This is a genomic window from Streptomyces bluensis (genome assembly GCF_014650715.1).
In the GTDB taxonomy this organism is placed as follows: Bacteria; Actinomycetota; Actinomycetes; order Streptomycetales; family Streptomycetaceae; genus Streptomyces; species Streptomyces bluensis.
Genome location: NZ_BMVM01000016.1, coordinates 59146 through 84254, shown reverse-complemented (window position 1 = coordinate 84254; position 25109 = coordinate 59146). Strand labels below are relative to the sequence as shown.

Below are 25109 nucleotides of genomic sequence, written 5' to 3'. Positions count from 1 at the left end.
GCGGCAGGCGGCGTCTCGGAGCGTCCTGCGACGGCCACAGGCTGCCGGGCCGTACGGTCACGGCGACGGGCGACGGCGACGGCGACGGCGACGGCAGGCTGGGCAGCGGCCATGGCCTTGTTGTTCGTCAGCCTTTGTTGTTCGTCGTTACTCCGCTCTGCGTTCATGCCGCATTCGATTCCTCCTTCGAAGCTCAACATCCTGTAGTCGCTTCTCAGTTGAATGAAAGGCCTGACGGTGATGGACAAGGGCTTCGAAGGTTCCGAGGGCGCGGCGATCTCGCGCCGACGGTTGGTCAAGTTCGCAGGCGTCGGAGCGACGCTGGCGGCCGCGAGCCCGTTGGTGGGCGGGGGCCCGGCAGCGGCGGCCGACGATACCGAGCGCACGAACGGCGGTTCCAGCTCTCTCGGCCGGGTGTGGCGCGCCGGAGATCACCATGTCCACTCGGAGTACAGCGGCACCTTCGACACGACGACGAATCCGCCGACGTTCCAGAAGGGCGGGGACGCCGTCTACCCGATCGTCACCAACGCGATCATGGCCAAGCACTTCGGTCTGAGTTGGGTGATGTGTACCGACCACGGCGGGCCGACACACTCCAAGGTGAACGTCGAGCAGGCGTACCCCGACCTCCTGCGCTCACGCGTCCTGGTGCCGGAGGTCCTTCAGTTCTGGGGCATGGAGTTCGACGCGCCTGCCCTGGACCACCACACGCTGATGATCCCTCATCACCGTGACGAGGCCCAGCAGCTCTTCGAACTGGAGAGCCGCTTCGCCAAGCGCGACGCCTTTCCCAACGATCCGGGCCGTGACACCGAGGCCAAGATGATCGAGTTCCTGAAGGCCGCCAAGGACATGCGCCGCAAGCCGCTGGTCATAGCCCACCACGCCTCGCGCTCCGCGACCGGGCTGGGCGTCTACGGGCAGGACACCCCCCGGGAGTTCCGCAACGGCAACGACGTCGCACCGGACATCTACGTCGGTTTCGAGGGTGCTCCGGGCCACCAGGCGGGCCCGCTCATCGGGGAGGCACGCGGGGGTTACGGCAGCTACCCCACCCACGGTGGCTTCGACCAGATGACGGCTCGCGTCGGCGGCCTGTGGGACGCGCTGCTCGGCGAGGGCCGGCGCTGGTGGATCACCGCGACCTCGGATTCGCACGTGCACTGGACGCGCGGCGGCTCCGACTTCTGGCCCGGTGAGTACAGCAAGACCCACGTGCTGGCCCGGCAGGACTACGCCGACATCATGGACGGGCTCCGCAACGGGCGGGTGTGGGTCGGCACTGGGGATCTGATCACCAGCCTCGACCTCACGGCGAGCAACCAGGGCCGGGAAGCGGCCATGGGCGAGACGCTCACCGTCAGCGCCCGCAACCGCACCGACGTCGACATAGAGATCAAGTTCCGGCCGCTGGACGGCAAGAACGCCAACGGGGACCGTCCGGAAGTCACGCGCGTCGACCTGATCGTCGGCGGCATCACCGGCCCGAGCGCCGACCTCGACGCGGACACCAACCCCACTACGAAGGTGGTGGCGAGGTTCGGCCCGCGCGACTGGCGCAAGCAGGGCAAGGACTACGTGATCCGCTACACGCTGCGCGATGTGGAAGGCGACCTCTACGCGCGCGTGCGTGGCACGAGCACCGACGAGATCGAGCCGCTCGCCGACGGGCTGGAAAGCCCCTGGGACGACCTGTGGTTCTACTCCAACCCTGTCTTCGTGCACGTCCGCTAGACAGGCCCGGGAACCGGACATCGGGGACTGGACGGACGAACCCACCCGGTCATTGAAGGCATCGAAGGTCATCGAAGGCGTCGATCAGCCATGCCTCCTGGTCGTCACCGAAGGCCGCCGCCCGTTTGCGGGCGGCGGCCGTGACGTCAGGGTGTGCTGTCGATGACGTACGTCTCCTGGGAAAGCAGCGCAACCAGGTCGTCGCCCCGCCTCACGCCTGAAGGTGCTGACGGCAAGGGTTGTGGCTCACCACCGACGTCCGACAGCTCGATATGGCGGCAGTCGAGGGGAGTTGACGTCGGCCTCGCCTACTGCGGGGGTGTGTGGATGTCGATGTCGGTGATGAGGCTTCCGCCGTCCGCGTCGAGGATGCCGCACAGACGGTTGACCGGCGTGTACAGGGGCCTGGCGTCGGATTCGATGCCGTCTTCGTCTTCGAAGTCGAAAAGCCGGTCGAACGGCACGGTGACGAACGGCGACATGGCCCGGTCGGCGGTGGCGGAGTCGGGGTGGTACTGCCACTGGGTACCGCAGGTGCGGTGGTGGACCTCGCCGACATACCAGGCAGCCGTCTGGAGGAAGTCACTGCCACGTTCCTCCCATGCCTCGTCGCTGCTGGTGTAGCGGGAGCGAACGAAGTCCTCCAGGCGCTCAAGGGAGTCAGGGCTGAAGTCCCAGTCTCCGTCGTGCTGCTGGGCCCATGCGGGGAACGCCTGCTCCTGGTTCTGGAGCCAGGCGTCCAGGACGGGGTTGCTGGAGCGGATCCGGTCCAGTTCGGCCAGTTCCTGGTACTCGTCGTCGGTCATCTCCACGTCGGCGGACCTTACCTTGAAGGGTGGTGCTGGTCGGTGAGCATGCGTCGGGACCCTCGGTGAGTCAGACGCATGGGTGGCGCGCCCAGAGCCTGGACGACGTTGACGCCGCCCGCGCCGCCGCCGTGAGACGGATCTTGGAACAGGGCCGCGACCGCGGTAATCGCGGTCGGCGACCCACTTGTCCTGGGCTGCTCTTACGCCCTGCGCGAGCGCGGCGGTCCAGATCAGCAATGAGCGGCGATTCCCTCGGCCGAGAGCTCGAAGCAGCTGCGGGTTTCAGACGTTCTTCTGGGCTGCGGCGCGGCGCTGCCGTTTGCCCAGAGGCGCCTGGGAGAGGTCCTCGGCCTGGGACCTGAGGTTCTTGTAGCCGTAGCCGCGCTCGGTCAGCCACGTCTTCGCCGCCTCTTCAGCGCGTTCGGAGGCTTCCAGGATGTCCTCCTCTTCCTCCCCGGAATCCAGGAAACGGAAGGTGAAGGCGGATCGCGCTGTCAGGTCGTAGCTGAGGTGCCCCTCGGGCGTGAAGGCCGCGCGCAGGACGTCGTGGTCTGCGGCGCGGGCCAGCAGTTCGGCCCGCTGATCGGCACTGAGTCCGTCGAAGACGCCGCGGACAGTGATACGGAAGGTGCGAGTACTCACCCCACGACAGTAACCAGCAAGATCGGTAGCGCTCCACCGCGTTTTCCGGTGACGGACGAGAGGGGAGCACGCACGAGCAGGGCTACTCGCTGCGCGGCGATCGTCGAGCTCACGAGGACGTTCACCGCGTCCCGATGTCGTAAGCGGTGCCGTCGGCGACGGCCTGGAGTTTGTCCGGGTTGGCCACGTTGTGGATGGCGGTGACACGGCCGTCGGCGTCGAAGTCGAAGGTGACGGTGGCCATCACGCGTCCCGGCCCGCTGAACACGATGCCCGGCCCGCCGTTGATCTCGACGAGTTCGGCTTTCATGTCGGCAGGCTCGACGCCCTGGTAGGTAACGGTGCCGATGGCCGCGAACCAGGCAGCCACCGTGGCCGCACCCACCACCGGGCGCAGAGCCTGGCGAACCTTGCCGCCGCCGTCGGTCCACAGGGTGACGTCCGGGGACAGGAGTTCCATCAGGGCGTTGACGTCGCCGCCGGTCGTTGCGGCGAAGAACCGCTCGGTGGCCTCGCGCTGCCGCGACGGGTCGGCGGCGAAGCGCGGCCGCCGGGCCCGTACGTGCTCCCGGGCCCGGTGCACGGCCTGACGCACTGCGGCTTCGGACCGTTCCACCGCCTCCGCGATCTCGGCGTGGCTGAAGTCGAAGACCTCCTTCAGCACGAACACCGCGCGCTCCAACGGGCTGAGCGTCTCCAGCACCACCAGCATCGCCATCGAGACCGACTCGGCGTCCGTGACGACGTCGGCGGTGTCCCCGCTGGTGAGTATCGGCTCGGGAAGCCACGGCCCCACATAGGTCTCCCGTTTGTGCCGGGTGGAGCGCAGCCGTTCCAGCGCCAGGTTCGAGACGATCCGCGTCAGGTACGCCTTGGGGTCGGCCACTTGCGAGCGGTCCGCGGCGGACCACTTGATCCAGGCGTCCTGGACCACGTCCTCGGCATCCGCCGCGCTGCCGAGGAGGCGGTAGGCCACGGAGAACAGCAGGTTGCGGTGCTCGTGGAAGACCTGTTGGCCGAGGTGAGCGGACAGGTTGGTCACTGGGCCTCCCGGAGACGGGTGAAGCGGCCCCCGCGGGGCCAGAACGCGCCGGAGGCGGGCATCTTCTTCATACGGGCGTAGGTCGGCCAGGGCGAGGCGGTCACCGTCTCCTTGTACCGGACGGCCATGCCCCCGGTCAGGCAGATCCGGCGCGGGCTGTCATCGGGGCGGGTGAACTGCACCACGGCGTCACCGCGTCCCAGGCTCACCGGCGTGTGGTAGTAGCCGAAGCGGAACGGCTTGGGCTGCTTGCCCCTGAGTACCCGGTCGATCGACAGCGCGGCATGCACCCCGGTCGGCATGCCGCCCTGGCAGGTACCGTGCATGACGCCGTAGCCCTGGCGAATCGCGGCCGCGTCGCCGGTCGCGTACACCTCGGGGTGGGACACCGACCGCAGCGCGGCGTCGGTGAGGATGCGTCCGTGCTCGTCTACGGCCAGCCCGGCGGCGGCCGCGAGCGGCGACACCCGTGTACCGCTCGCCCACAGAACCGCGTCGGCGGCGACGCTCTCCCCGCCTGCCAGTTCGACCGCGTCGGGCCGCACCTTCACCACCTCGACCCCGGCGCGCACCTGGACGCCCAGCCGGTCGAGCGCGGCCTGCACGTACGCCTTGGCCCTGTGGTTCATGGCCGCACCGGGCTCGGCCCGGCCCAGCAGCACGACGTTCAACTCCGGGTGCCGCTCGGCGATCTCCGCGGCCGACTCGATGCCGGTCAGCCCGCTGCCGCAGACCACCACCGTGCCGCTGCCGAGCCGCCCCAGCCTGTCGGCCAGCAGTTCGGCGTCCTGGGCACTGCTCAGGGTGTACGCGTGGTCCTCGGCGCCCGGCACCGCCGATGTGCCGGCCACGCTGCCCAAGCCGTACACCAATGTGTCGTAGGGCAGCACCCGGTCGTCGTCGATCCGCACGGTCTTGGCGTCCGTGTCCACCGACGTCACCCAGCCGCGCACGAACTGCGCGCCCGTGCCCTCCAGCAGCTCCGGGATGCTCAGCTCGGCGAGCCGCTGCCCCGTCGCCGTCATGTGCAGCCGCATGCGCTCGGTGAACCGCTCCCGCGCATTCACCACGATCACCTGCACGGCCTCGCGCCGCTTGACCCGGGCCGCGAGCTGGACGGCCGCGGACATGCCCGCGTATCCAGCCCCCAGAACCACCACACGGTGCCCGGTCGCCCTGCCGGTCTCCCGCTGTGCGCTCATCGTTCCGTCCTCCTCGGCTCGCTTGCTGACACCCACCGGATGGGAGCAGGCGGCCTGGACGTGACATCGGCGGAATGTGATGTGCGGCACAGTCCGCGGCGCGGATGGGGAGTCGGCGTCCCGGTGCCGGATCGCCCGGGGGCGGGAGCACGACGACCGGACTGTCTGGGATAGCGTCCCTCTCACTCCAGACACGTGAGGGGGACGTCGTGAAGGTTCAGGCGCGTGGGCAGGGCGCCCGCCGGTGGATCATGGTCGGCACGATCGCGTTCGGTGCGCTGTTCTTGGTCGTCGCGCTGATCCTCGCCGGGGTGTCGGTCTCGTTCCTGGTGGATGCGGAGCGCGCCCGGGGCACGGTGGTGGCCCTGGAGTGGCGGAACGACGACCACAACGGCGCATCTCGCAAGACGCGGGGGAACAACAGGCCCGCGGCGTACCCGGTGGTCGAGTTCACGTCGGCGGAGGGCACGCCGAGGAAGTTCCGGGACTCCACGGGTTCCAATCCGCCGTCGTACGAGGTGGGTGAGGAGGTCGAGGTGCTCTATCGCGCAGACTCCCCCGAGGACGCGCGGATCAAGGGGTTCGCCTCGCTGTGGTTGCTGCCGCTGGTCTTCGGGGGGATCGGGCTGTTGATCGGGGGGATCGGGACCGTTGTGGCGTTGGCGACGCGAGGACGCTCCCAGGCCGCGCGTTCCCCGCAAGTGATGTCCCCATCTGTGGCACCGCGAGGGTGATCGAGGCGGCGAACGCGCGGGCGGTCTTGCCGCATTCGCCTCCAACGGGGACCTGGTCGCACTTTCGCGGCCTGCTTGTTCCGGCTGCCTAAGGGCCGTCCCGTAACTGTTGGTGCCCGGTCTCAGTGAAGTTCGGTAGATGTCGTTGGGGCGAGCGAGCGCTGAGCGACAAAACCAGGTCGACGGTGGTCACTGCGGTACCCGATCATGCGTTCATGCCGCTGAGAGACACCCTTGCCCGAGTTGATTCCGAACGATCTGATGCTTCGCCGGCGCCTGGCCGAGGTGTACCGCCTGTACGAAGAGCCTGCAGAGGCGGGCCGCTGGATGTACCTCGAACAGGACCGGGACGCAGCTGAGACCTCCGCCTTCGAGGCGAGATACCAGACAGCTTCTCAGCGCATGCGGGCACTTGCCTGGCAGGGTCCGGAGTCGCTTGCCCAAACGGCGTTTGCCAGAGAGCAACTGGCAGCAGTACGAGCAGCCTGCTCCGATGCCATGGGACGCCCCATCGACTGGGACACGGCGCCATCTGGCGAGAAGGCAGCCAGCAGGGGAAGCGCCTTCGCTGATTTCCTGGCAGGGGCCGGATGCCTGGTGACGGTCCTTGTGTTCCTCGCCATCTGGGTAAACGGACTCGTCGCCCTCTTCGACTGACTCAGGTCGTCGGGCTTGTGCGGGCGCCGATCGAGGTTCGGTGAGACTGCCCAGAACTGCAGTGAACAGGACACCCGGCGACGAATGAAATGATCTCGCTGTGTCTGGTGTGATCACGGCGTCGGAGTCGTCCTGGATAGCCCCGTTCACCGGGCTGAGCCCGAGGCAGTTCGGAAAGCTCGTGACCGCGCTGCGGCGCGAGGGCGCCGACCCGACTCGCAAGGGCCGACCCTGGAGCCTGCCGCTGGAGGACCGGGTCCTGCTGGTCGCCGCATACTGGCGCACGAACCTCACCCTGCGGCAACTGGCACCGCTGTTCGGGGTGTCGAAGTCGGCCGCCGACCGCATCATCAACCACCTCGCACCGTCGCTCGCGCTCCAGCAGCGCAAGCGGTTCCGCAAGGACACCGTGCTGATCGTGGACGGAACCCTCGTGCCGACCCGGGACCACACGGTCGCCGAGCAGTCGAAGAACTACCGGTACTCCACCAACCACCAGGTCATCATCGACGCCGACACCCGGCTCGTCGTCTCCGTCGGCCGGCCACTGCCCGGCAACCGCAACGACTGCAAAGCATGGGAGCTGTCCGGCGCCAAGGACGCCGTCGGCAGGACGACCGTGATCGCCGACGGTGGCTACCGGGGCACCGGCCTGGTAACCCCGCACCGCCGCGAGCGCGGCCAAGCCGAACTACCGGCCTGGAAAGAGGAACACAACGCCTCCCACCGCAAGGTCCGCGCCCGCGTCGAACACGCATTCGCCCGCATGAAGAGCTGGAAGATCCTCCGTGACTGCCGCCTCAAGGGCGACGGCGTCCACCACGCCATGCTCGGCATCGCCCGCCTGCACAACCTCACCCTCGCCGGGTAACAAAGAAACCGACAGGCCAGCCCGCACGCCATAGATCATTTACGGGACAACCCTTAACCGGGGACGATGATGTCGATGCCGAACGCCGCCACCGCCAGGCAGGCCGCAAAGCAGAGCACCGCGGCCACCCGCGCCGTTCCGCCAGCCGCCGCCGAGTCGCCGCTCAGGCCGTCGGCGCGGCTCCAGGCCGCGATGCCGAGCGAGAACAGCACCACCACCGCGATCGTGACGCCGAAGCTGGCCAGGGACACATCCACGAGGCTGTCCCACTTGATGCCCATCTCGCGCTCCTTCTGTGACTGCGCTGATCACACGGTGGACGAGCCGGTGAGCTGGCGCTCCCGGGGCGGCACCTCGTTGACGTTGTCCGCATTGACCGGCCGGCGCCGGGACAGGACGTAGAAGCCGGCCGCAGCGGCCACGGCCACGCCCGCCACCAGGGCCACCCCCAGGTCGCCCTGGTCGGCCACCCAGGCCGAGACCCCGCCGGTCGCGGCGGCGGCCGGCAGTGTCAGGACCCAGGACACCGCGATCCGCCCCGCGATGCCCCACCTCACCCTGGCCAGCTTGCGGCCGAGCCCCGATCCCAGGATGCCGCCGGTGCAGACCTGCGTGGTGGACAGTGCGAACCCCAGGTGCGACGAGGACAGGATGACCGCCGTCGACGTCGTCTCGGCCGCGAATCCCTGCGGGGCCTGGATATCGGTCAGGCCCTTGCCCATGGTCCGGATGATCCGCCAGCCGCCGACATAGGTCCCCAGGGAGATCGCCAGCCCGGCGGTGAGCACCACCCACCACGGCGGTTCCGAGCCGTGGGCGAGGAAGCCGGTGGAGATCAGCGCGAGGGTGATGACGCCCATGGTCTTCTGCGCGTCGTTGGTGCCGTGGGCCAGGGCCACCAGAGAGGCCGAACCGATTTGGCCTGCACGGAAACCTCTGTTGACCTTGCGCTTGGCGGTGCGCTGGGTGATCTTGTAGGCGAGGTACGTCGCGGCCACGGCCACCGCACACGCCAGAATCGGTGAGGCGACCGCCGGGATCACGATCTTCTCCATCACCTGGGTGAAATGGATCGCCGATCCGCCCGCTCCCACCCACACCGCACCGATCAGTCCCCCGAACAGTGCGTGCGACGAACTGGACGGCATTCCGAAGAGCCAGGTCGCCAGGTTCCACAGGATCGCGCCGACCAGCCCGGCGAAAATCATCACCAGGGAGACCTTGGAGTCGTTGACGAGCCCGTTCGAGATCGTCGAGGCCACTTTTGTGGAGAGAAAGGCGCCGGCGAGGTTGAGTGCGCCGGCGACCGCGACGGCCACTCGGGGTTTGAGTGCCCCGGTCGCGATGGAGGTCGCCATGGAATTGGCGGTGTCGTGGAAACCATTGGTGAAGTCGAAGGCCAATGCGGTCAGAATGACCGCTATCAGGAGAAAGGAGATACTTTCCACCGCCGACGCCCTCCCGCTCGACGCGTCCTGCGAAGCGTGCGGGTCATGCGAGTCGTGCGAGTCGCTCTTCGCTTTCCATCCTGACGGGGCCACCGCGATACGCAACCCGAGGGGCCGGGCCCCGCGTGAACAGGCCCCGCTGCGGCGGGACATGACTCCAGATGTGCGGGCCCTGTCATGGACGGGCTTGTGCTGAAGGAATCCCGCGCCGGCGGCGGCACCGCCGTGAGCCCTGGGCGTTGACCGCCGTGAACCCCTCGGCCGGGTGCCTCTGGTGTTGTTGAGGCACGAGTGGCGCCGCTGTGGCAGAGCAGTATCGTGGAGGTCTCTTCGGCGCGCGTCTCCGACGACCCGGTGCGGAAACCGGAGCCCCGATGCCCACCCCATGACAGGGCTTCCCCGGGGCTTCCACAACAACGCTGCTGCGGGTGCCCGCCCAGCCCGCCCCGAGGTGAAGGGCACCGGGCGGTGGTGGGAGGGATACGCATGGCCGCGACTGTGGATCCGGACCGCTCAACGTGGGATGTGATCGTTCTGGGCGGTGCCGCTGCCGGTGAGAACGCCGCTCAGTACGCCAGCCAGTTCTCCGGCCTGTCTTCGGTGATGGTTGAGAACAGCCTGCTTGGCGGCGAGTGCTCCTACTGGGCCTGCATGCCCAGCAAGGCGCTGCTTCGGCCGGTCGAGGTCGTGGACGCGGCGGCGCATCTGCCGGGATTGTCGGCCCGCATGGAAGCCACCGAGGTTCTCGCACGACGTGACCGTGTGATCAATCAACTGGACGACGGCTCGCAGATCTCCTGGGCTCTTTCCACCGGTATCGACGTCGTCCGCGGTTACGGACGGCTGGCGGGCGAGCGCACGGTGGTTGTGGTCCACCCGGACGGTTCCGCCACCACACTGACAGCCGACCATGCCGTGGTCATCGACACGGGCTCCCGCCCGGCCGTGCCGGACGTTCCCGGGTTGCGTGCGGCTCTGCCATGGACGTCGCGCGATGTGACCACGATGCGTGAGGTGCCGCGTCGGGTGCTCATCCAGGGCGGCGGAGTGGTCGCCTGTGAGGCAGCCACCTGGCTGCGCGGGCTGGGAGCGAGCGAGGTGTCGATCGTGTATCGCGACGACCGGCTGCTGGCCCGGCAGGAACCCTTCGCAGGCACGCTCGTCGGCCAGGCCCTGCTGGACAGTGGCGTGCAGGTGTACCCGAGGCGCAACCTGACTCTGGTCAAGCGGGCCGACCCCCGTGACACCGGGCACGGTCGCATCCATGGCGGGGAAGTCAGCGTGACGCTCGACGACGGCACGATCATGGTCGCCGACGAGGTCGTCGTGGCCACCGGGCGCATCCCGAACACGGAGGACATCGGTCTCGACACGGTGGGCCTCCACCCGGGCGGATACCTCCGTGTCGACGACCATCAGTGCGTGCAGCAGATGAACGGCAACTGGCTGTACGCCATCGGCGACGTGTGCGGCCGCGCGCTGCTGACGCACATGGGCAAGTACCAGGCCCGTATCGCGGGAGAGGTGATCGCCGCACGCGCCCAGGGCTCCGCCGAACTGCCCTCTTCCGCCGTCGGACACGTCGGGCTGCCCCAGGTCGTCTTCACCAACCCGGAGGTCGGCAGCGCCGGAATGACGGAGCGGCAGGCACGGGACGCCGGTTTGGACGTGGAAGTCGTCGAGTACGACCTCGCCGCACTCGCCGGAACCTACGTCATGCGCGCGGACTACCGAGGCCTTGCCAAGCTTGTCGTCGACCGCACCGACGACGTGGTGGTGGGAGCCACGTTCGTCGGTGCGGGCATCGCCGAACTCGTGCACTCGGCGACCACGGCAATCGTGGGCCGCGTTCCTGTTTCCACCCTGTGGCACGTCGTCCCCAGTTATCCGACGGCCAGCGAGATCTGGCTCCGGCTTCTGGAGACCCTCCGCTCGAAGCGACGCAGGGGCGGCGAGAGATGAGACGCCCCCGGGCACAGAAAGGGCCGTGGACCGCCTCTGTGCCAACCGCAACGGAATCGGACAAGGAGGCGGTTGCCCGATGGCGAAGCTACTCTTCGTGATGACCGGAGCGTCGTACTGGACACTCAAGGACGGCACCAGGCATGCGACCGGTTACTGGGCGGAGGAGTTCGCGGCCCCGTACAGGGCTCTCACCGAGGCCGGCCACCAGGTCGTGGTCGCCACCCCCAACGGGGTCGTACCGACCGTGGACATGATGAGCATGCGCCCCGAGATGGCCGGTAGCGCCCAGATCGCTCTCGACCTGGAGGCGATCATCCGCTCCGCGGAGGCGATGCGGCGGCCGATCAAGCTGGCGGACGCCCGCCTGGAGGACTACGACGCCGTCTACTTCCCGGGCGGCCACGGCCCCATGGAGGATCTCTGCGTCGACGCGGACGCCGGCCGGTTGCTGACCGCGGCCCTCCCCTCGGGAAAGCCCCTCGCCATCGTCTGCCACGCACCGGCCGCGATGCTGGCGACCAGAATCCACGGCGTATCGCCCTTCACCGGCTACCGGGTCACCGGCTTCACCAACGAGGAGGAGAACGCGGTCGGGCTGGGCCCGAAGGCCCGCTGGCTGTTGGAGGACGAACTCAGCGATCTGGGCGTCGACTTCGCCAAGGGCGAGATGTGGAAGCCGTACACGGTGGTCGACCGGAACCTCTTCACTGGACAGAACCCCGCCTCGGCTGCTGTTTTGGCCGAACGACTGCTCAGCGTCCTCTGACCTGATGCGCTGTCGGCGGGACGCCGAACCTCCTGTCCTCACACCGGACCTGCCAGGATGGCCGCATGGAAAGGAATATGGCGGTGCGCCGGCTCGATCTGGGATATTTCATCCGGCCGGCGTCGGAGACGGGCGGGCCGCAACCGCGAGTTGAACCTGTCCTTGCCTATCTGGTGCACCACGACAAGGGGTTGATCCTCTTCGACACCGGCATCGGCAGCGCGGATCCCGAGACCGAAGCACACTACCGACCCCGGCGCCGTGCGCTGCAGCACGCCCTGTCGGAGTCTGGAATCTCCCTCGCCGACATCTCCCTGGTCGTCAACTGCCACCTTCACTTCGACCATTGCGGCGGGAATCCCCTCCTGGGCGGCAAGCCCATCCTGGTCCAGGACATCGAACTGGCCACCGCCCGCCGAGGCGACTACACCTTCGAGGAACTGATCGACTTCCCCGGCGCGACGTATGAGGAACTCGGCGGCGAAACCGAAGTCTGGCCCGGGGTCTGGATCATTCCGACGCCCGGGCACACTCAAGGGCATCAGTCACTGGTCCTCCGGAGACGGGACGGCACCGTCATCCTCGCGGGCCAGGCACACGATTTTGCTTCCCATTTCGCGTCCGACCAGTTGGCCCGTCACGCGGCACTCCACGGCGAGGAACCGCCGCTTCCTCCCTACCAGCACTGGCTGGAGCGACTCGCCGACTTCGACCCACGACGTGTGCTCTTCGCCCACGACTGCTCGGTCTGGGAACCACCGCAGACCGCCTACCCAGGGGCTGCCCCGCGATGATCGTGGAGCACGGTGGCGCAGGCGGTTGCCGACGAGTTGAAACCCGGGAGAGGTATGACGCAGAAAGCGGATCCTCAGTCCTTCGACCGTTTCGCCCTCGACTACGACCGCTTTGTGAGCCTGCTTCCGGGGCAGAACACCGGATGGCTGCTCGGGCTGGGGCTGAAGGGTCACCGTGCTCTGGACGCGGGCTGTGGTTCGGGACACGCGGTTGAGGCCCTGGCGGACAGCTTCGACGAAGTCGTCGGCCTGGACCTGAGCGCTCCCCTGATCGAGATCGCCAAGGCCAGGAGGTCACGGCCCAACGTGCGTTATGTGGTGAAGGACTTGTTCGACCTGGAAGACCAGGACGGCTTCGACACGGTCTACAGCCACACGATGTTGCACCACCTGGGGGACTACCGCGCGGGTTTGGAGCACTTGAAGGGACTCGTGAGGCCCGGCGGCACCGTCGCGCTGATCGACAACGTGTGCGATCTGTACCCGACTCCGCCGCGCAAGGCGTACACGTGGCCCGCGCTGTGGAGCTTCCCTGGTGAGATCCGACGTGTGGGGCTTCGCGACGCGTGGTTCCAGCTGCGCTTCTGGCACAGCCGACCGTGGCTGTCACATCTGCTCAGCGACCGCTACCTGTCGCGCAAGCAGTTCCGCGAGCTCTGCGGGAGCGTCTTCCCCGGGGCCCGGTTCGATGACCTGGGCTTCGCCTTGGCCATGGCCTGGACGGCTCCACCGAGCGGGAGTCAGGTCCACTGATCCGGAGCTGGAGCGGTTCTTCTTCCTCGACGATGACGACCGCGATCTGATCGCGCTGCGGCGTACGGATGCGCACCGCCTGGGTACGGCCTTGCAGATCTGTACGGTCCGCTCTATCGGCGGTTCCTGGCGGATGATCCGCCGGCGGTGCCGTGGGAGGTCGTGGAGTATCTGGCCGCCCGGCTCGGCATCGAGGGCACCTCGTGCGTGAAGCGGTACCTCGAGCGGCGCAGGACGCCGTACAAGCACGCGGAGGAGAGTCAAGAGCGGTTCAAGAACCGGGTGCCGCTGCCCGGCGTCTCGGTGCCGGACCGGCAGGTGTCGGAGGCCCGCACGGCGGCCGAGCGGCGCCTGTTCGACGCGGTGGCCCGGGCCGCGCACCGGAGCGATCCCCCGCTCGCGTCGGCGCTGGCCCAGCTGCTGGTGGTGCCGGAGGGCAAGCGGGTCTCGGAGCTGGAGCGGCTGCGGACGCCGCCGGTGAAGACGACGGGCACTCGCGATGGTGCTGGCGATGGAACGGGTGGAGGAGGTCTCGGCGTGCGCGCTGCGGCGGGTGAACTTGTCGCGGGTGCCGGTGAACCGGCTGTACACGCCGGCCCGGTACGGGCAGTTGAGCAAGGCGCAGACGATCGTGCGGGCGTCGGAGCCGCGGCGGACCGCGCTGCTGACGGCGGTGGTGCGGCAGCTGGAGGCGCAGGCGGTCGACGACGCGCTCGACCTGTTCGCGGTGCTGATGGCGAACCGGCTCCTCAGCCCAGGGCTGCGGGCCTCGGATCGCGAATGGCCGGCGATGCCACATCAACTTCCTGGGCCGCTACCTGTTCAACATCAAGGCCAGCGGCCCCGGTCAGGGCCTGCGCCCCTTCCGTGACCCGGACGCCGCGGGGGACGATGCGGACAAGGGCTGATCGGTGGCCCCGGCCAAGGGGGCATCAGGCGGGTTCGGCGTTGAGGGTGTGCCCGGCCGGGCTGCGAGTGTGGGCCCACGCGGGCAGCGCGGTCAGCACGGCGACGGCGAGCAGGACGGCGAGTGCCGTGGCGAGCAGCGAGAATCCCGGGGGTGTGACCTGGGTGCCGAAGAGCCAGTACAGGCCGAGACCGGCCGGGATGCCCACCGCGATCCCGGGTACGGCGGGCAGGAGCCCGGCGACACACAGCGCGGATACGACCTGGCCGGGTGTGGCGCCGAGGGTGCGGGCGACGGACAGGGTGCGCCGGGCCTGTACGGCCGTGCCCAGGCCGAGGAGCACGGTGTTGAGCGTGGACATCGCCATGAGCGCGAGCGTGACGGCGAGCAGTACCCGGCCGGTCTGGTCGGCCCGTACTTCGATGGGGCCGAAGTGGGTGACGTCGGGCCGCGCGGCGAGTTCGGTGTGCCAGGTGAGCAGGGCGGTGACCATGAGCGTGGTGGCCGCCGTGCCGGCAGCGGCCAGGACGGCGCGGCCGGGCCGGCGTGCGAGCAGCCGGATTCCGAGCAGCAGTGACGTGGGCAGATACGCCGTTGCGGCGTTGAGGCACGGGCGTCGCGTGGGCAGCTGCGCCGGGCCGGTCAGGGCGTTGACGGTACTGGTGCGGGCCGTGTGCAGGGCGGGGCGGAGCGCTCCCGTCACCGCGACGACGATGGCGAGGAGGACTGCGGCGAAGGCAGCGCTGAAGTCCAGGGTGCCGACGGTGTTGAGCAGCCCGGCGCTGGGGTCGACCAGGAGGGGCGCGGAAAGCGTCCCCGAGGTCAGGCCGATCGCGGTGGCCAGGAGGGTGAGCAGGAGGTGCTGGGTGAGCAGGGCGGCGGTGATGGTGGCGGGTCCGGCGCCGACGGCCTTGAGCAGGGCGGCACGCCGGTTGTCCCGGGCGGCGCGTGCTGTCGCGAGTGCGACGAGGGTGACGATCGCGGCGACGGCGAGCAGCCAGCCGCCGACGACCAGGGCGGGCTGGATGTCCCTGATCATGGCTTTGTCGGTCTGGAGGACGTCCTGCCAGGCATGGGCGTTGACCCAGCCGTCGGATTCGTTCCAGTTGGCGAACGCGGTGTCCATCCAGTGTTGCGTCGCGGTGGGATCGTCCAGCTTCAGATGGATCAACTGGACTGAGGGGGCGTCGCCCGCCGCCTTGCGGGTGTCTGCGGCCGTGAGCCACATCCTGCCGCCGAAGTCGGACGTGCCGGGCCCCTGCGCGTTGTCGCTCCACGGATACACCGAGGTGGCCACGCTGATCGCGGTTCCGACCACCGGGTAGTCGCGTCCGCTGACGGTGACGTGGTCACCGATGCTCACGCCGAGGGCTTTCGCGAAGCCGCGTTCGAGCACTGCGCCGCCGGGCCGTACCCAGGTGCCGGAGGTCACCAACGGCTGGTCCACCACGGCGTCCTGAGAGGGGTCGCGCCCTTCGACCGCGGTGTGCGCGCTCTTGCCGTGGGCCTTGATGTACGTGTCGAACGCGAAGACGGGGGCGGCCTGTTCGGCCACGCCGGGAGTGTCCGCGAGGCGTTTGGCCACGCCGGACGGATCGGCGGCCGTCGTGGTGGCGATGATGTCGGGCCCCGCAGTGGCCGCGCGCGTCTTCTCGTATCCGTGGTCGACGGCGTTGCCGGTCGCGAGGCCGAGGGTCAGGCTCGTGCTCGCGATGGTGACCGCGAGCAGGAAGACGAAGGCCTCGCCGGGGCGGCGGCGCAGGTCGCGCAGCACCAGGCGCCCTATCAACAGCAGGTGTCCCACGGTCAGTTCTCCCAGTTCAACAGAGTGCCGAGCCGTGCGGTGCCGGTGTCGCTGTCCAGGGCCGTGTCGTCGGCCGGAACGCCGTCGCGCAGGGAGACGACGCGGTCGGCGGTGGCGGCGACGCGTTCGTCGTGGGTGACCATGACCAGGGTCTGGCCCGCGGCGCGCAGCTCGCCGAAGAGCCGGAGGATGTCCAGGGTCGCTGCGCTGTCGAGGTTTCCGGTGGGCTCGTCGGCGAGGACGACCAGCGGTTTGTTGACCAGGGCGCGGGCGATGGCGATCCGCTGCCGCTGCCCGCCGGACAGCTGTGAGGGCAGGTGCCGGGCCCGGTCGGCGAGTCCGACCCGGTCGAGGAGTTCGGCGGTACGGTGGCGGGCGGTGCGGGGCGAGGCGCCGGCAAGCAGCGCGGGCAGTTCGACGTTCTCCGCCGCGGTCAGCTCGTCGATCAGGTGGTAGGCCTGGAAGACGAACCCGAGACAGCGGCGCCGCATCCTGGCGAGTGCCCGCTCGCCGAGGTCGTCGATGCGCTGTCCGCCGAGCCACACCTCGCCCTCGGTGGGCCGGTCGAGGCCGCCGAGCAGCTGGAGCAGCGTGGACTTACCGCAGCCGCTGGGCCCCATCACGGCGAGCATCTGCCCGGCGGGGACATCGAGGTCGATCCCGTCGACGGCCCATATCGCGCTCTCGTCCTCGCCGTACACGCGCGCCAGGCCGACCGCGCGCAGCACCGGCCCGGCCGCCGCACCGGGCCGGACCGCTCCCGCGCCGTCGTCCATGCCGCGCCGTCGCGGCCAGCCCCGCCGACCGTTTCTCGTCATCCGTTTCCTCTGCCTTTCCCACCCGGCGTACGCCCGGACCAGACCCGTTCGCACGCTTCCAACCAGCGCAGATCGGCCCGCAACCGGAGGGCGACGCCCTCCAGAAGCAACCCGGCCTCCGCACCCGCGTCGGGAGCGAGGGCGGCACGCTGCGCCTCGGCGAGGCTGCTCATCAGCTCCCGCCGACGCGCATCGACGAGTGCGAGCGGATCGGCGGTGCCGGATTCCCGGGCGGCCACCAGCTTCAGATGGAACTCCGTCACATCCGCCCGGGGCCCGACGCTCTCGGCCATCCACGCGGCCACCCGCTCGTACCCGGCCGCGGTCGGAGCGAACACCTTGCGCTTCGGACCGCGCACCGCCGCTTCCTCGCGCACCTGGACGACCAGGCCCGCCTTTTCGAGCCGGGTGAGCGTGACATAGACCTGCCCCGCGTTCAGCGTCTCCCCGAGTGGCCCGAGTGCCACCGTGAGGCGCTTGCGCAGGTCGTAACCGTGCAACGGCTCCTTGACCAGCAGCGCCAGCACGACGTCCTGCACCGATCCCCCTCCTCAACACCCCTCAATAGATAGCGGTTAGCCAAAAGAGGCGTCAAACCGCGTACCGGCCACGACCCGACCGCACTCCCACCTTCACGACGCAGTCCTCCGCACCTTCAGCCAGACCGACCTGGACGCTGTCGCCAACGAGCTCCATCACCGTCCGCGCAAGACCCACGGCTACCGGACTCCGGCAGAGGTCTACGCTGACCTCCTGAACAGCGGTGATGCGCGGATCCCTTGACTGTGGATCAGCGCGCGGATACCGAGGAAAGCCAGGTAAGTGGCTCCGGCCAGCTTGATGACGGTGTAGGCGGTGGCCGAGGCGGCCGGGACCGCTGAGAGGCCCGCGACCGAGAACACCCCGAGCGCCCGCTGCGCTCCGGCGCGGTCGTCGGGCACCGAACTTCTGCCCGATGCATTGAAACGCCAACCAGCTGCCCCTAGGCTCGCGCGGTCTTTCTCATGAACTCCGTTCACATAGATGATTGGAGAGCTCGATGAGTGCAAGACCTCGCTTGGTCGCCCTGCTGGTGGCGGTGGCCACCTTCACAGCGGTCCTCCTCCCCACCGCCTCGGCCCACCCGGTGCCGAGGGTTCCGAAGACGACGGTCCTCGACGGAGTGCGGCTCCAGCAGACGAAGCTCCGGCTCGACCGCGGCGATCACCGACTACGACGTACGCTCCAGCAGTTGACCACACGCGCCGACACCTGGCTCGACAAGGGCCCCTGGACCGTCGTGGACAAGCCGCGGCCCGCGCCCAGCGGTGACGTCCACGACTACCTCAGCCAGGCGCCGTACTGGTGGCCTTCGCAGCCCGGGACCACCGACAACCCCTGGGGCTGCCCGTACGTCCAGCGCGACGGCGAGCGCAACCCGGAGGTCGACACGGGAACCGACCGTCAGGACGTGGAGAAGGTCTTCGACTCCACGTACGACCTGTCCCTCGCCTGGTACTACACGGGCGAGCGGAAGTACGCGGAGAAAGCCGCGTCGGTGTTGCGCACCTGGTTCCTCGACCCGGCCACCCGGATGAACCCCCACCTGAACCACGCCCAGTTCATCCCCTGCAAGTACGACGGCCGGGCGATCGGCATCATCGACTTCTCGCAGTCCTTCACCAGCGTCCTCGACGCGATCGCGATCCTCAACACGGGGGCACCGGGCTGGACCCGTCAGGACCGTTCAGCGATGCACTCATGGAACGTCGACTTCCGCGACTGGCTGGCGAACAGCGCCTTCGGCAAGGAGGAAGGCGCAGCGAAGAACAACCACGGCACCTTCTACGACATGCAGCTCGCCGCCCTCGCCCATGCGACCGGTGACAGGGCCCTGACGCGCCGGATCGTCCTCGACGCCCGCGCCCGACGCATCGACGCGCAGATCGCCGCGGACGGCAGCCAGCCGGAGGAGCTCGCCCGGACGCGGAGCTGGCACTACTCGACGTTCGCCCTGGTGGCGTACGCACGCCTGGCCGCCGTCGGACGGCATGTGGGAGTGAACCTGTGGTCGTACCAGGGGCCCGGCGGGCAGAGCCTGTTCAAGGCGGTCGACTACCTGCTGCCCGCCGCGTCCGGAGCCGCTCCATGGCCGCATCCGGACCTGGAGTTCCGCCGGTACGCGGCCACCGACGTGGTGCACGCGGCGGCGGACGCCGGGAACAGCGAAGCGCGGGCAGTCGTGGCCCGATTGGAGCCACCGCCCGGCGGTGACCTCTGGGAGCTGAGGCCCGCGGCGGAGCAGTTGGACTCGATCGCGGGCTGAGCGACCGAGCCGAGGGCGCTGCGGGTGCGGGCCGGCCTTCCCCGTGATCCGTGCGGGGCAGGATTCGGACAACACGCCGAGCAGGCCGGACAAGCAAGGGGGGCCGGGACAGCCGACTTGGATGGATGTCCGTGGTCCACGTCTCCACGCTCTGTGCACCCGCGCCCCTGGGCCCAGCTCGCTCCGTGCTGGGCCCAGCTCGCTCCATGCCGGTGGTTCCTGGCCTGGCCGTCGCCGACCTGTTCAGGATCTCGGTCGGCCGGAAGGCGAGACCGGCGCGCATCGCACGATCCAGACCACAGAGCGGTGTCCGCCTCAGCATGAAAGGCCTCCACTGTCATGGCTATCTCAAGAAGATCACTCCTGGGCGCGGGAGTCTCCGCACCGCTGGCGGCCGCTGCGGGTGGGCCTGCCTTACCGGCTCCGGCCGTCGCCCAGGTTCCTGAGGACTACCACCTCACGAAGCGGCTCACCGCCGACGTCCGCGGCAGCCACGCCCCGTACGCGGCCACGGTCAACGCCCTCACTTCCGTACTGGGGACGGTCCCCATCGACACCGTTCTGGCCGACGCGGACCGCCGCGGGAGCAGGGTCGAGACCGCCGAGGGCCGGAACATCGCCGAGCAGTACGCTTTCGGCTTCCACTGGGACGTGTCCCGGGACCAACTGGTCCGCGACTGGCGCCCGCAGGGAGTCAGCACCACCTACGACTCGCTCGGTGCGCACGTCAGCACCGTCCTGGTGAGCTGGTACGTACCGCCGGAGGCCCCGCGTCAACCAAGGGACGCGCCTGTCCCTGGTGAACTGGAGCTCCCAGCGCCCGAAGTACCGGCACGTCCTGATGGTGGAGCCGTACCGCACCGGCGGCGGCTTCCCCACCTTCGCCCCGATCCGCCGGCATGCGGGCGGTATCGCGTGGTACGGCAACACGCTCTACGTCGCCGACACCTACGCGGGCCTGCGCGTCTTCGACCTCACTCGCATCCTTCGAGTGCGCGACGACCGCCCGGACGTGATCGGTCTCATCGAGAACGGCACCGGCGACGCAGGCGACTACTACGGCTACGACTACAAGTACGTACTGCCGCAGATCGCTGCCTACGACAACACGGGCAAACGGTTTCGCTACTCGGCCGTCTCCGTCGACCGGACCACTTCCCCGCACACCATGCTGGCCGGCGAGTACACCGCGAGCGAGCGCAGCCGCCCCAAGGTGCTGCGCCTGCCCCTTGCCGGTCTGGGCCACGCCCCGAACCGGCTGGTCGGCGCGGACGTCAGGACGATCACCAGCCGTCGCGGCGGCAGGACCGTGGGCCGGCGGAGCATTCAGGGGGCGGTCAGCGTCAACGACACGTACTACCTCTCGGTCAGCGCGGGCAGAGCCCGCGGAACGCTGTACTCCTGGACACCGGGCGCCTCCCGCCCGACTCCGCGAAGCACCCTGTCCGTCGGGCCCGAGGACCTCAGCTACGACGGGACCGAGGACGTCCTGTGGACCTGCGGTGAGTACGCGTCCTTCCGCTATGTCTACGCGGTGGACCCGGCGCGGGCACGCTGAGACGACGGCCCGTCGGCACAGGCCGCCGGCTTCCGGTCACCAGAGGCGTTCGGCCCACAGGAAGGCGAGTCCGATCACGCCGGTGCCGATGGCGTAGCAGGCGCCGTGCAGGATCTGGATGAGGGCGGTGCTCCTACGGCGGGCGCCCTTCGTGCGGCAGTGGGCAAGGCGGTTCGGGCCCCTGCGCGATGGTCGACGGCTGGGGTGCATGGAGGACGTCTCCTTCCGATGGCGTCGTGTTGGGGAGCCTGTCCGGCCCGTGGCCTTGGAACCGGTGGCTGGACACGGCTCCCCTGTGTGTGACCGCGTGTGGTGGGTGCGGTCTCAGCGGCCTGCGGCGAACTCCTGTAGGCGGGCGACCAGTTGGCTGTCGGGCCGGGCGACTATCACGGAAGAGCCCGGTGTGCGCGCGGCGAGCCGGTCGACCTCGCACTCCAGCAGGCCGGTCGGGGCTATCGCGCGGGAGCCGTTGGTCCGCACGTACCGGGCGAAGATCTCCAGGCCCTCAAGGAACGCGGCGTCCGGCGGGGCGGTGTCGGCCATGGAGTGGGTGAGCTGGTGGAACCAGTGCCACGCCCCCCGCGATTCGCCGATGGAGAGGTGGTGCAGGTGCAGGCAGTAGGCGGCGGCGCGGCTGCCCGCGCCGGCGGCGAGCTGCCACCAGAACTGCGCGGACTCCGGGTGCCCCGTCAGATACAGCAGGCAGGCGAAGACCAGGGCCCCTTCGACATCCATTTCCTCTCCGGTCAGCGGCCCGCGGTCCGGTCCTTCGGCGATCCTGTCCACGTGTTCGGCGGCGTCGGGCTCGTTCAGCACCCACCGGCACACCACGCCCAGGCGCTGCCCTGCCTGCGCCGCGCGGGCGATCTCCACGGTGGGCGTACGACGGGAAGCGTCCGCGGCAAGACGGCGCAGCGCGGCGGCGACGTCGAAGCGCCGTGGAGCGGAGACGGGGATCTGCGCGTCGGCCAGCAGGGCCTCGATGGTGGCGGTCACGTTCCTTCTCCCTTCTTCTTCGGCTTCTTTCGGTCGTCGGGCAGGCCCAGCTTGATCCGCAGACGTTCCTTGCCGCGCCGCAGATGGTGGCCGACGGTGCGCTCGTCGATGCCCACGAACCAGGCGACCTTGGCGGTGGGGTAGCCCAGCAGATAGCGCAGCACGATCACCTCGAACTGGCGGTTCGGCAGCTCCGCGATCGCCTCGTACAGGCCGCTGGTGGACTCCATCTTCTGCAGCTTGTCCCGGGTGGCGGCCAGGGCCTGGGCGATGGGGCCGTTGATGACGAACGCCGGTGCCCGCCCCTCCAGCTCCAGCCGGTCGTGCACGGCCCGCCGCACGATCGCCCACGCGCCCTGTTCGAGGTTGCCCGCGCTCAGCAACTCCGTCCAGCCGGCGTGGATCTCCAGGAACACCTCGTGTATGACCTCTTCAGCGGCTGCGCGGGTACCGAAGTGGACCTCCGCGTACGCGTGGAAGGCCGTCTGGTGGCCGAGGTAGAAGGCCTCGAAGTCCAGCGGCAGATCCAGCGGCACGAACATCGACTGGGACAGCCCCAGGCCGTACTCCGCAGGCGGCTCGCCCTCCAGGGCGTCGTGGTGGTTCACGCCGGCCTCCCGTCGACAGGGGACATGGCAGAGATCCTCTCCATTGAGGGTCAGCAGGGAACCGGCGCCAACTCGCGTGCGCCGATGGCCCGTTGGGTCTGTCCACTACCTAAGTGAATCGCGAGGCCGATCACTCATCCCTCCCCCAGAAAACTCACCCAGCGTCCCCAGTCGACCGCACTGTGCAACCTTCAACAAGCGCCGCTAGTGACCCTCCGTATCCCTCTGGCCAGGCGTAATCCGGCCGAGGGAAGCGCCGAACAGTTCTCCGCCACCCCGACGTGTTCTGCGTCACACCCCCTGTACCCCCGGCGCACATCCACCACATACCGGCGCGCACACCACCCAACGCGCCCCTCAGTACGCCAAGGCGCCTGCCCGGGACGATCCTCGAACGTGCGGCGCGGGGCACGCCCCTGGGCGCGGCGCGCGTTCCACCGCCGCCGCGACGCGGCTCGTCATCGCGTACAACCCTTCGGCCGCCCGGCGGGTCTCACCACATGTCCGAAGCGTTCCCGGCCATCCGGTAACCACCGCTTCGTGCAGCTTGGACCTGTGCCGACCCCGCACGACGTCTTTGGGCGTTTCCCGCTGCGGACGTCGCGCCTGACCACCTTCAGGGGGATCTGACCATGCGTTACCCGAAGACCGTCGTCGCAGCCTTGAGCTGTGCCTTCGCCCTCATCCCAGCCGGAATCGCCTCCGCCGGGACCGGCCCCGCGCCCGCGCCCGCGCCCACCACCACAGCGGCCACGTCCACCGCACCGTCCCCGTCCGGGAACCCGGCGAGCACGCGGGCGCAGGCCGCCGGGGTGTGCGCGGACGCCTACCAGATCGGCACCACCGGCTACATCACCCGCAGTGGCAAAACCATCGCTTCCGTCAAGCAGTTCTACTCGCCGTCCTGTGCCGAGAACTACGGCTACGTCTGGGTCTGGCAGAGCTTCCGCGACATCGCCGGGGACTACGACGTCACCGCCGCGGTCTACAGCTACGCGCAGGACGAAATCCTGGGCAAGCGCTCCTGGACCAACACCACCGCCCAGGAGTTCTGGTCCAACGGCACCAGCACAGTCACCGAGTGCACGGCCGCGACGGGCTCCGTACGGGCCGCCGGCGATCCCGCACCCGTTACGGGCCACTCCAGCAAGCGCTGCTGAGCCCACCCGGTGACGGCGGCGGCACGGCAGCCATACGGGCTTCCGTGAATGACGCCGTCGTGCGGTAGCCCTTCTCCGGGAGTGACTTGACCGCGAGCACCGCGGGCTGTCACGAGATGTGACTACTCCCGTACAGTCCGTGGTGCCAGCGGCTCCGTTACGGCCGAGCCCAGCGGTTGACCAGGAGAAGGAACATGAACCCCGAAGCCAGTCCCGGCTCCCTTCGTGACGTTCCCACAACAGGGCGGCCGGTCCCGGAAGCCGAACCGGGACTCGTGGAGCGGTGGCGTTCGCAGGGAGGCGAACTGGTCGAGTTGCTGTCCCGGGTGCGCGAGCGGTGCGGGGGCGTCGCCGCGTTCCGTCTCGGGCCGGCTCCCACCGTTCTCGTCACCGACCCGCAGGCCGTCCAGCACGTACTCGCCCGTCACCCGGAGCGGTACGTCAAGCGTTCCCACCGTGCCCGTGTGCTGATCGGCGACGGCGTCCTCGCCGCCACCGGTGCGGCGTGGAAGCGGCAACGCCGCCTGCTTCAGTCCCAGTTCACCGGTACCGGGATGCGCCGCTACGAACAGCGGATCACCGAGGCCGCCCGGACCACCGCCGGGCGCTGGGGCGAGTACGCCCGTACCGGGCAGACGCTCGATGTCGGGCGGGAGATGCGCCGCTTCGCCCTGGACGCCATCTGGCGCTCTCTGACCGGGCACCCTCTCGACGACGGGACGGAGCGCGAAGTGGGCGCCGTGGCAGCCGTGGCGGCGGCCCTTCCCACTCTGCCCGCTGATGTCACCGGCGCCCAGGACGCCGTCGCCGCCGATCTCGCCCGGATCGACGCGGTCGCCCGCCACGCCATCGAGGCCGCTCGCAGCGGGGCGCCCGGCCCCGACGGGCCGGGACTGCTGCGCGTCCTCATTGACGCCGCCACTGAACGCCCGGAGTACACCGACCAGTTGATCCGCGATGAGCTGGTCACCCTGCTCGTGGCCGGGCACGAGACCACCGCCACCACCCTGACCTGGCTCTACCTGCTCCTCCACCGGTACCCCGCCGCCCGCGAACACGCTCTCACCGCCGGCGGCGAGAGCCCGGCGCAACGCCGCCAGGCGCTCCAGGCCCTGATCCACGAGACGCTCAGGCTCTACCCGTCCGCCTGGATCCTGCCCCGCCACGTCACCGAGGACGACATCCTCGCCGGCGGCTACGCGGTCAGGGCGGGCACCGACATCCTGATCAGCCCGTACCTCACGCACCGCGATCCCGAACTGTGGCCCGAGCCGGAGCACTTCGACCCCCGGCGCTTCCTCACCCCGGACGGCCGGCCCACTCACCCGGGCGCGTACTACCCCTTCGGCCTCGGTCCCCGCGCCTGCCTCGGTCTGCAATTCGCGCTCCGCGAATCGACCGTCCTGCTCGAACACCTACTGCCGGTGCACACCGTGGCCTTCCACTCCGCCCCCACGAAGGCGGTGTACGGCATCACGGTCCGCCCCGACGGCCCCACCCCCGCAACCCTGCAACCCCCACACTGCCCCTGAC

25 protein-coding genes and 2 pseudogenes are annotated in these 25109 nt (G+C 69.4%); 15 read left to right on the top strand and 12 right to left on the bottom strand.

Going from position 1 to position 25109, the window contains the following annotated elements; all coding sequences use genetic code 11:
* Positions 1–222 precede the first annotated feature (222 nt).
* Positions 223–1737 (top strand): CehA/McbA family metallohydrolase domain-containing protein, encoded by a 1515-nt coding sequence (locus IE262_RS30730; RefSeq protein ID WP_229877600.1) that lies wholly within the window; start codon positions 223–225, stop codon positions 1735–1737.
* A 308-nt stretch (positions 1738–2045) separates the two neighbouring features.
* On the opposite strand, the gene IE262_RS30725 is transcribed toward IE262_RS30730, so the two are convergent.
* The 4 genes from IE262_RS30725 to IE262_RS30710 all read right to left on the bottom strand — a co-directional run bounded on the left by IE262_RS30725 (position 2046) and on the right by IE262_RS30710 (position 5432).
* Positions 2046–2549: a hypothetical protein gene (locus tag IE262_RS30725; RefSeq protein WP_189878270.1), complete on the bottom strand. Its 504-nt coding sequence runs from the start codon at positions 2547–2549 to the stop codon at positions 2046–2048.
* A gap of 279 nt (positions 2550–2828) precedes the next feature.
* A complete protein-coding gene (locus tag IE262_RS30720) occupies positions 2829–3188 on the bottom strand; it encodes a DUF6204 family protein (RefSeq protein WP_134041553.1) in 360 nt (119 codons plus the stop codon).
* 121 nt (positions 3189–3309) lie between these two features.
* Positions 3310–4230: an RNA polymerase sigma-70 factor gene (locus IE262_RS30715; RefSeq protein WP_134041555.1), complete on the bottom strand. Its 921-nt coding sequence runs from the start codon at positions 4228–4230 to the stop codon at positions 3310–3312.
* Positions 4227–5432 carry an NAD(P)/FAD-dependent oxidoreductase gene (locus tag IE262_RS30710; RefSeq protein WP_189878268.1) on the bottom strand — a complete coding sequence of 402 codons (1206 nt, stop codon included), beginning with the start codon at positions 5430–5432 and terminating at the stop codon, positions 4227–4229. The genes IE262_RS30715 and IE262_RS30710 overlap by 4 nt, the downstream gene beginning before the upstream one ends.
* A gap of 209 nt (positions 5433–5641) precedes the next feature.
* Here IE262_RS30710 and IE262_RS30705 point away from each other — a divergent pair, with 209 nt between their 5' ends.
* The 3 genes from IE262_RS30705 (at position 5642) to IE262_RS30695 (ending at position 7694) form a co-directional block, all read left to right on the top strand.
* A complete protein-coding gene (locus tag IE262_RS30705; protein ID WP_229877599.1) occupies positions 5642–6166 on the top strand; it encodes a DUF3592 domain-containing protein in 525 nt (174 codons plus the stop codon).
* Positions 6167–6400: 234 nt separating this feature from the next.
* Positions 6401–6823 (top strand): DUF6584 family protein, encoded by a 423-nt coding sequence (locus tag IE262_RS30700; RefSeq protein WP_373305186.1) that lies wholly within the window; start codon positions 6401–6403, stop codon positions 6821–6823.
* A 100-nt stretch (positions 6824–6923) separates the two neighbouring features.
* Entirely contained in the window at positions 6924–7694 is a 771-nt protein-coding gene (locus IE262_RS30695) for a transposase (protein ID WP_189878267.1), read from the top strand.
* Between the two features lie 53 nt (positions 7695–7747).
* Here IE262_RS30695 and IE262_RS30690 read toward each other — a convergent pair whose 3' ends face one another.
* Positions 7748–7975, bottom strand: coding sequence for a hypothetical protein (locus tag IE262_RS30690; RefSeq protein ID WP_134041559.1), 228 nt, complete (start codon positions 7973–7975; stop codon positions 7748–7750).
* 27 nt (positions 7976–8002) lie between these two features.
* Complete coding sequence (locus IE262_RS30685; RefSeq protein ID WP_134041561.1) at positions 8003–9142, bottom strand: inorganic phosphate transporter; 1140 nt, start codon at positions 9140–9142, stop codon at positions 8003–8005.
* Between the two features lie 486 nt (positions 9143–9628).
* On the opposite strand from IE262_RS30685, the gene IE262_RS30680 reads away from it, so the two are divergent.
* The 6 genes and pseudogenes from IE262_RS30680 to IE262_RS39775 all read left to right on the top strand — a co-directional run bounded on the left by IE262_RS30680 (position 9629) and on the right by IE262_RS39775 (position 14291).
* Positions 9629–11104 carry a dihydrolipoyl dehydrogenase family protein gene (locus tag IE262_RS30680; RefSeq protein ID WP_189878265.1) on the top strand — a complete coding sequence of 492 codons (1476 nt, stop codon included), beginning with the start codon at positions 9629–9631 and terminating at the stop codon, positions 11102–11104.
* A 79-nt stretch (positions 11105–11183) separates the two neighbouring features.
* Positions 11184–11873, top strand: a complete 690-nt coding sequence (locus IE262_RS30675) for a type 1 glutamine amidotransferase domain-containing protein (protein ID WP_189878263.1) — start codon at positions 11184–11186, stop codon at positions 11871–11873.
* Between the two features lie 65 nt (positions 11874–11938).
* Positions 11939–12667 (top strand): N-acyl homoserine lactonase family protein, encoded by a 729-nt coding sequence (locus tag IE262_RS30670; RefSeq protein ID WP_189878261.1) that lies wholly within the window; start codon positions 11939–11941, stop codon positions 12665–12667.
* A 54-nt stretch (positions 12668–12721) separates the two neighbouring features.
* Positions 12722–13420, top strand: coding sequence for a class I SAM-dependent methyltransferase (locus IE262_RS30665; protein ID WP_189878259.1), 699 nt, complete (start codon positions 12722–12724; stop codon positions 13418–13420).
* A 40-nt stretch (positions 13421–13460) separates the two neighbouring features.
* Positions 13461–13672, top strand: a pseudogene (locus tag IE262_RS39780) (DUF4158 domain-containing protein); the annotation flags it as partial.
* Between the two features lie 259 nt (positions 13673–13931).
* On the top strand, positions 13932–14291 hold the full coding sequence (locus IE262_RS39775) for a hypothetical protein (protein WP_229877596.1): 360 nt from the start codon (positions 13932–13934) through the stop codon (positions 14289–14291).
* A 61-nt stretch (positions 14292–14352) separates the two neighbouring features.
* Here IE262_RS39775 and IE262_RS30655 read toward each other — a convergent pair whose 3' ends face one another.
* From IE262_RS30655 to IE262_RS30645, 3 genes are read right to left on the bottom strand one after another with little or no spacing between them, the layout of a single operon-like run.
* Positions 14353–16131: an FtsX-like permease family protein gene (locus IE262_RS30655; protein ID WP_189878257.1), complete on the bottom strand. Its 1779-nt coding sequence runs from the start codon at positions 16129–16131 to the stop codon at positions 14353–14355.
* Between the two features lie 2 nt (positions 16132–16133).
* The gene (locus tag IE262_RS30650) at positions 16134–16949 is read right to left on the bottom strand and encodes an ABC transporter ATP-binding protein (RefSeq protein ID WP_189878255.1); all 816 of its coding nucleotides are present in this window, start codon (positions 16947–16949) and stop codon (positions 16134–16136) included.
* Entirely contained in the window at positions 16946–17488 is a 543-nt protein-coding gene (locus IE262_RS30645) for a PadR family transcriptional regulator (protein ID WP_189878252.1), read from the bottom strand. The genes IE262_RS30650 and IE262_RS30645 overlap by 4 nt, the downstream gene beginning before the upstream one ends.
* Positions 17489–17588: 100 nt before the next feature.
* Between IE262_RS30645 and IE262_RS40705 the strand changes: the two are divergent.
* Positions 17589–17732 (top strand): annotated as a pseudogene (locus tag IE262_RS40705) (IS30 family transposase); the annotation flags it as partial.
* On the opposite strand, the gene IE262_RS39765 reads toward IE262_RS40705, so the two are convergent.
* The gene (locus IE262_RS39765) at positions 17690–17890 is read right to left on the bottom strand and encodes a LysE family translocator (RefSeq protein WP_229877595.1); all 201 of its coding nucleotides are present in this window, start codon (positions 17888–17890) and stop codon (positions 17690–17692) included. The pseudogene IE262_RS40705 and the gene IE262_RS39765 overlap by 43 nt on opposite strands.
* Before the next feature lie 98 nt (positions 17891–17988).
* Between IE262_RS39765 and IE262_RS30635 the strand changes: the two genes are divergently transcribed.
* A complete protein-coding gene (locus IE262_RS30635; RefSeq protein WP_189878250.1) occupies positions 17989–19254 on the top strand; it encodes an alginate lyase family protein in 1266 nt (421 codons plus the stop codon).
* A 799-nt stretch (positions 19255–20053) separates the two neighbouring features.
* Positions 20054–20812, top strand: coding sequence for a hypothetical protein (locus IE262_RS30630; RefSeq protein ID WP_189878248.1), 759 nt, complete (start codon positions 20054–20056; stop codon positions 20810–20812).
* A 324-nt stretch (positions 20813–21136) separates the two neighbouring features.
* Here IE262_RS30630 and IE262_RS30625 read toward each other — a convergent pair whose 3' ends face one another.
* A complete protein-coding gene (locus IE262_RS30625; protein WP_134041581.1) occupies positions 21137–21808 on the bottom strand; it encodes a hypothetical protein in 672 nt (223 codons plus the stop codon).
* Complete coding sequence (locus IE262_RS30620; protein ID WP_189878246.1) at positions 21805–22416, bottom strand: RNA polymerase sigma factor; 612 nt, start codon at positions 22414–22416, stop codon at positions 21805–21807. Before IE262_RS30620 ends, IE262_RS30625 begins: the two co-directional genes overlap by 4 nt.
* Before the next feature lie 632 nt (positions 22417–23048).
* On the opposite strand from IE262_RS30620, the gene IE262_RS30615 reads away from it, so the two are divergent.
* Together IE262_RS30615 and IE262_RS30610 are read left to right on the top strand one after the other, a co-directional pair.
* Positions 23049–23576, top strand: a complete 528-nt coding sequence (locus IE262_RS30615; protein WP_189878244.1) for a hypothetical protein — start codon at positions 23049–23051, stop codon at positions 23574–23576.
* A gap of 194 nt (positions 23577–23770) precedes the next feature.
* Entirely contained in the window at positions 23771–25108 is a 1338-nt protein-coding gene (locus IE262_RS30610) for a cytochrome P450 (protein ID WP_189878242.1), read from the top strand.
* Position 25109 lies beyond the last annotated feature (1 nt).

Excerpts from the sequence above, each read along its gene's own strand:
- IE262_RS30730 (WP_229877600.1), top strand. The coding sequence starts at position 223 with ATGAAAGGCCTGACGGTGATGGACAAGGGCTTCGAAGGTTCCGAGGGC.
- IE262_RS30710 (WP_189878268.1), bottom strand. The coding sequence starts at position 5,432 with ATGAGCGCACAGCGGGAGACCGGCAGGGCGACCGGGCACCGTGTGGTG.
- IE262_RS30690 (WP_134041559.1), bottom strand. The coding sequence starts at position 7,975 with ATGGGCATCAAGTGGGACAGCCTCGTGGATGTGTCCCTGGCCAGCTTC.
- IE262_RS30680 (WP_189878265.1), top strand. The coding sequence starts at position 9,629 with ATGGCCGCGACTGTGGATCCGGACCGCTCAACGTGGGATGTGATCGTT.
- IE262_RS30675 (WP_189878263.1), top strand. The coding sequence starts at position 11,184 with ATGGCGAAGCTACTCTTCGTGATGACCGGAGCGTCGTACTGGACACTC.
- IE262_RS30670 (WP_189878261.1), top strand. The coding sequence starts at position 11,939 with ATGGAAAGGAATATGGCGGTGCGCCGGCTCGATCTGGGATATTTCATC.
- IE262_RS30665 (WP_189878259.1), top strand. The coding sequence starts at position 12,722 with ATGACGCAGAAAGCGGATCCTCAGTCCTTCGACCGTTTCGCCCTCGAC.
- IE262_RS39775 (WP_229877596.1), top strand. The coding sequence starts at position 13,932 with ATGGAACGGGTGGAGGAGGTCTCGGCGTGCGCGCTGCGGCGGGTGAAC.
- IE262_RS30650 (WP_189878255.1), bottom strand. The coding sequence starts at position 16,949 with ATGACGAGAAACGGTCGGCGGGGCTGGCCGCGACGGCGCGGCATGGAC.
- IE262_RS30635 (WP_189878250.1), top strand. The coding sequence starts at position 17,989 with ATGAGTGCAAGACCTCGCTTGGTCGCCCTGCTGGTGGCGGTGGCCACC.
- IE262_RS30615 (WP_189878244.1), top strand. The coding sequence starts at position 23,049 with ATGCGTTACCCGAAGACCGTCGTCGCAGCCTTGAGCTGTGCCTTCGCC.
- IE262_RS30610 (WP_189878242.1), top strand. The coding sequence starts at position 23,771 with ATGAACCCCGAAGCCAGTCCCGGCTCCCTTCGTGACGTTCCCACAACA.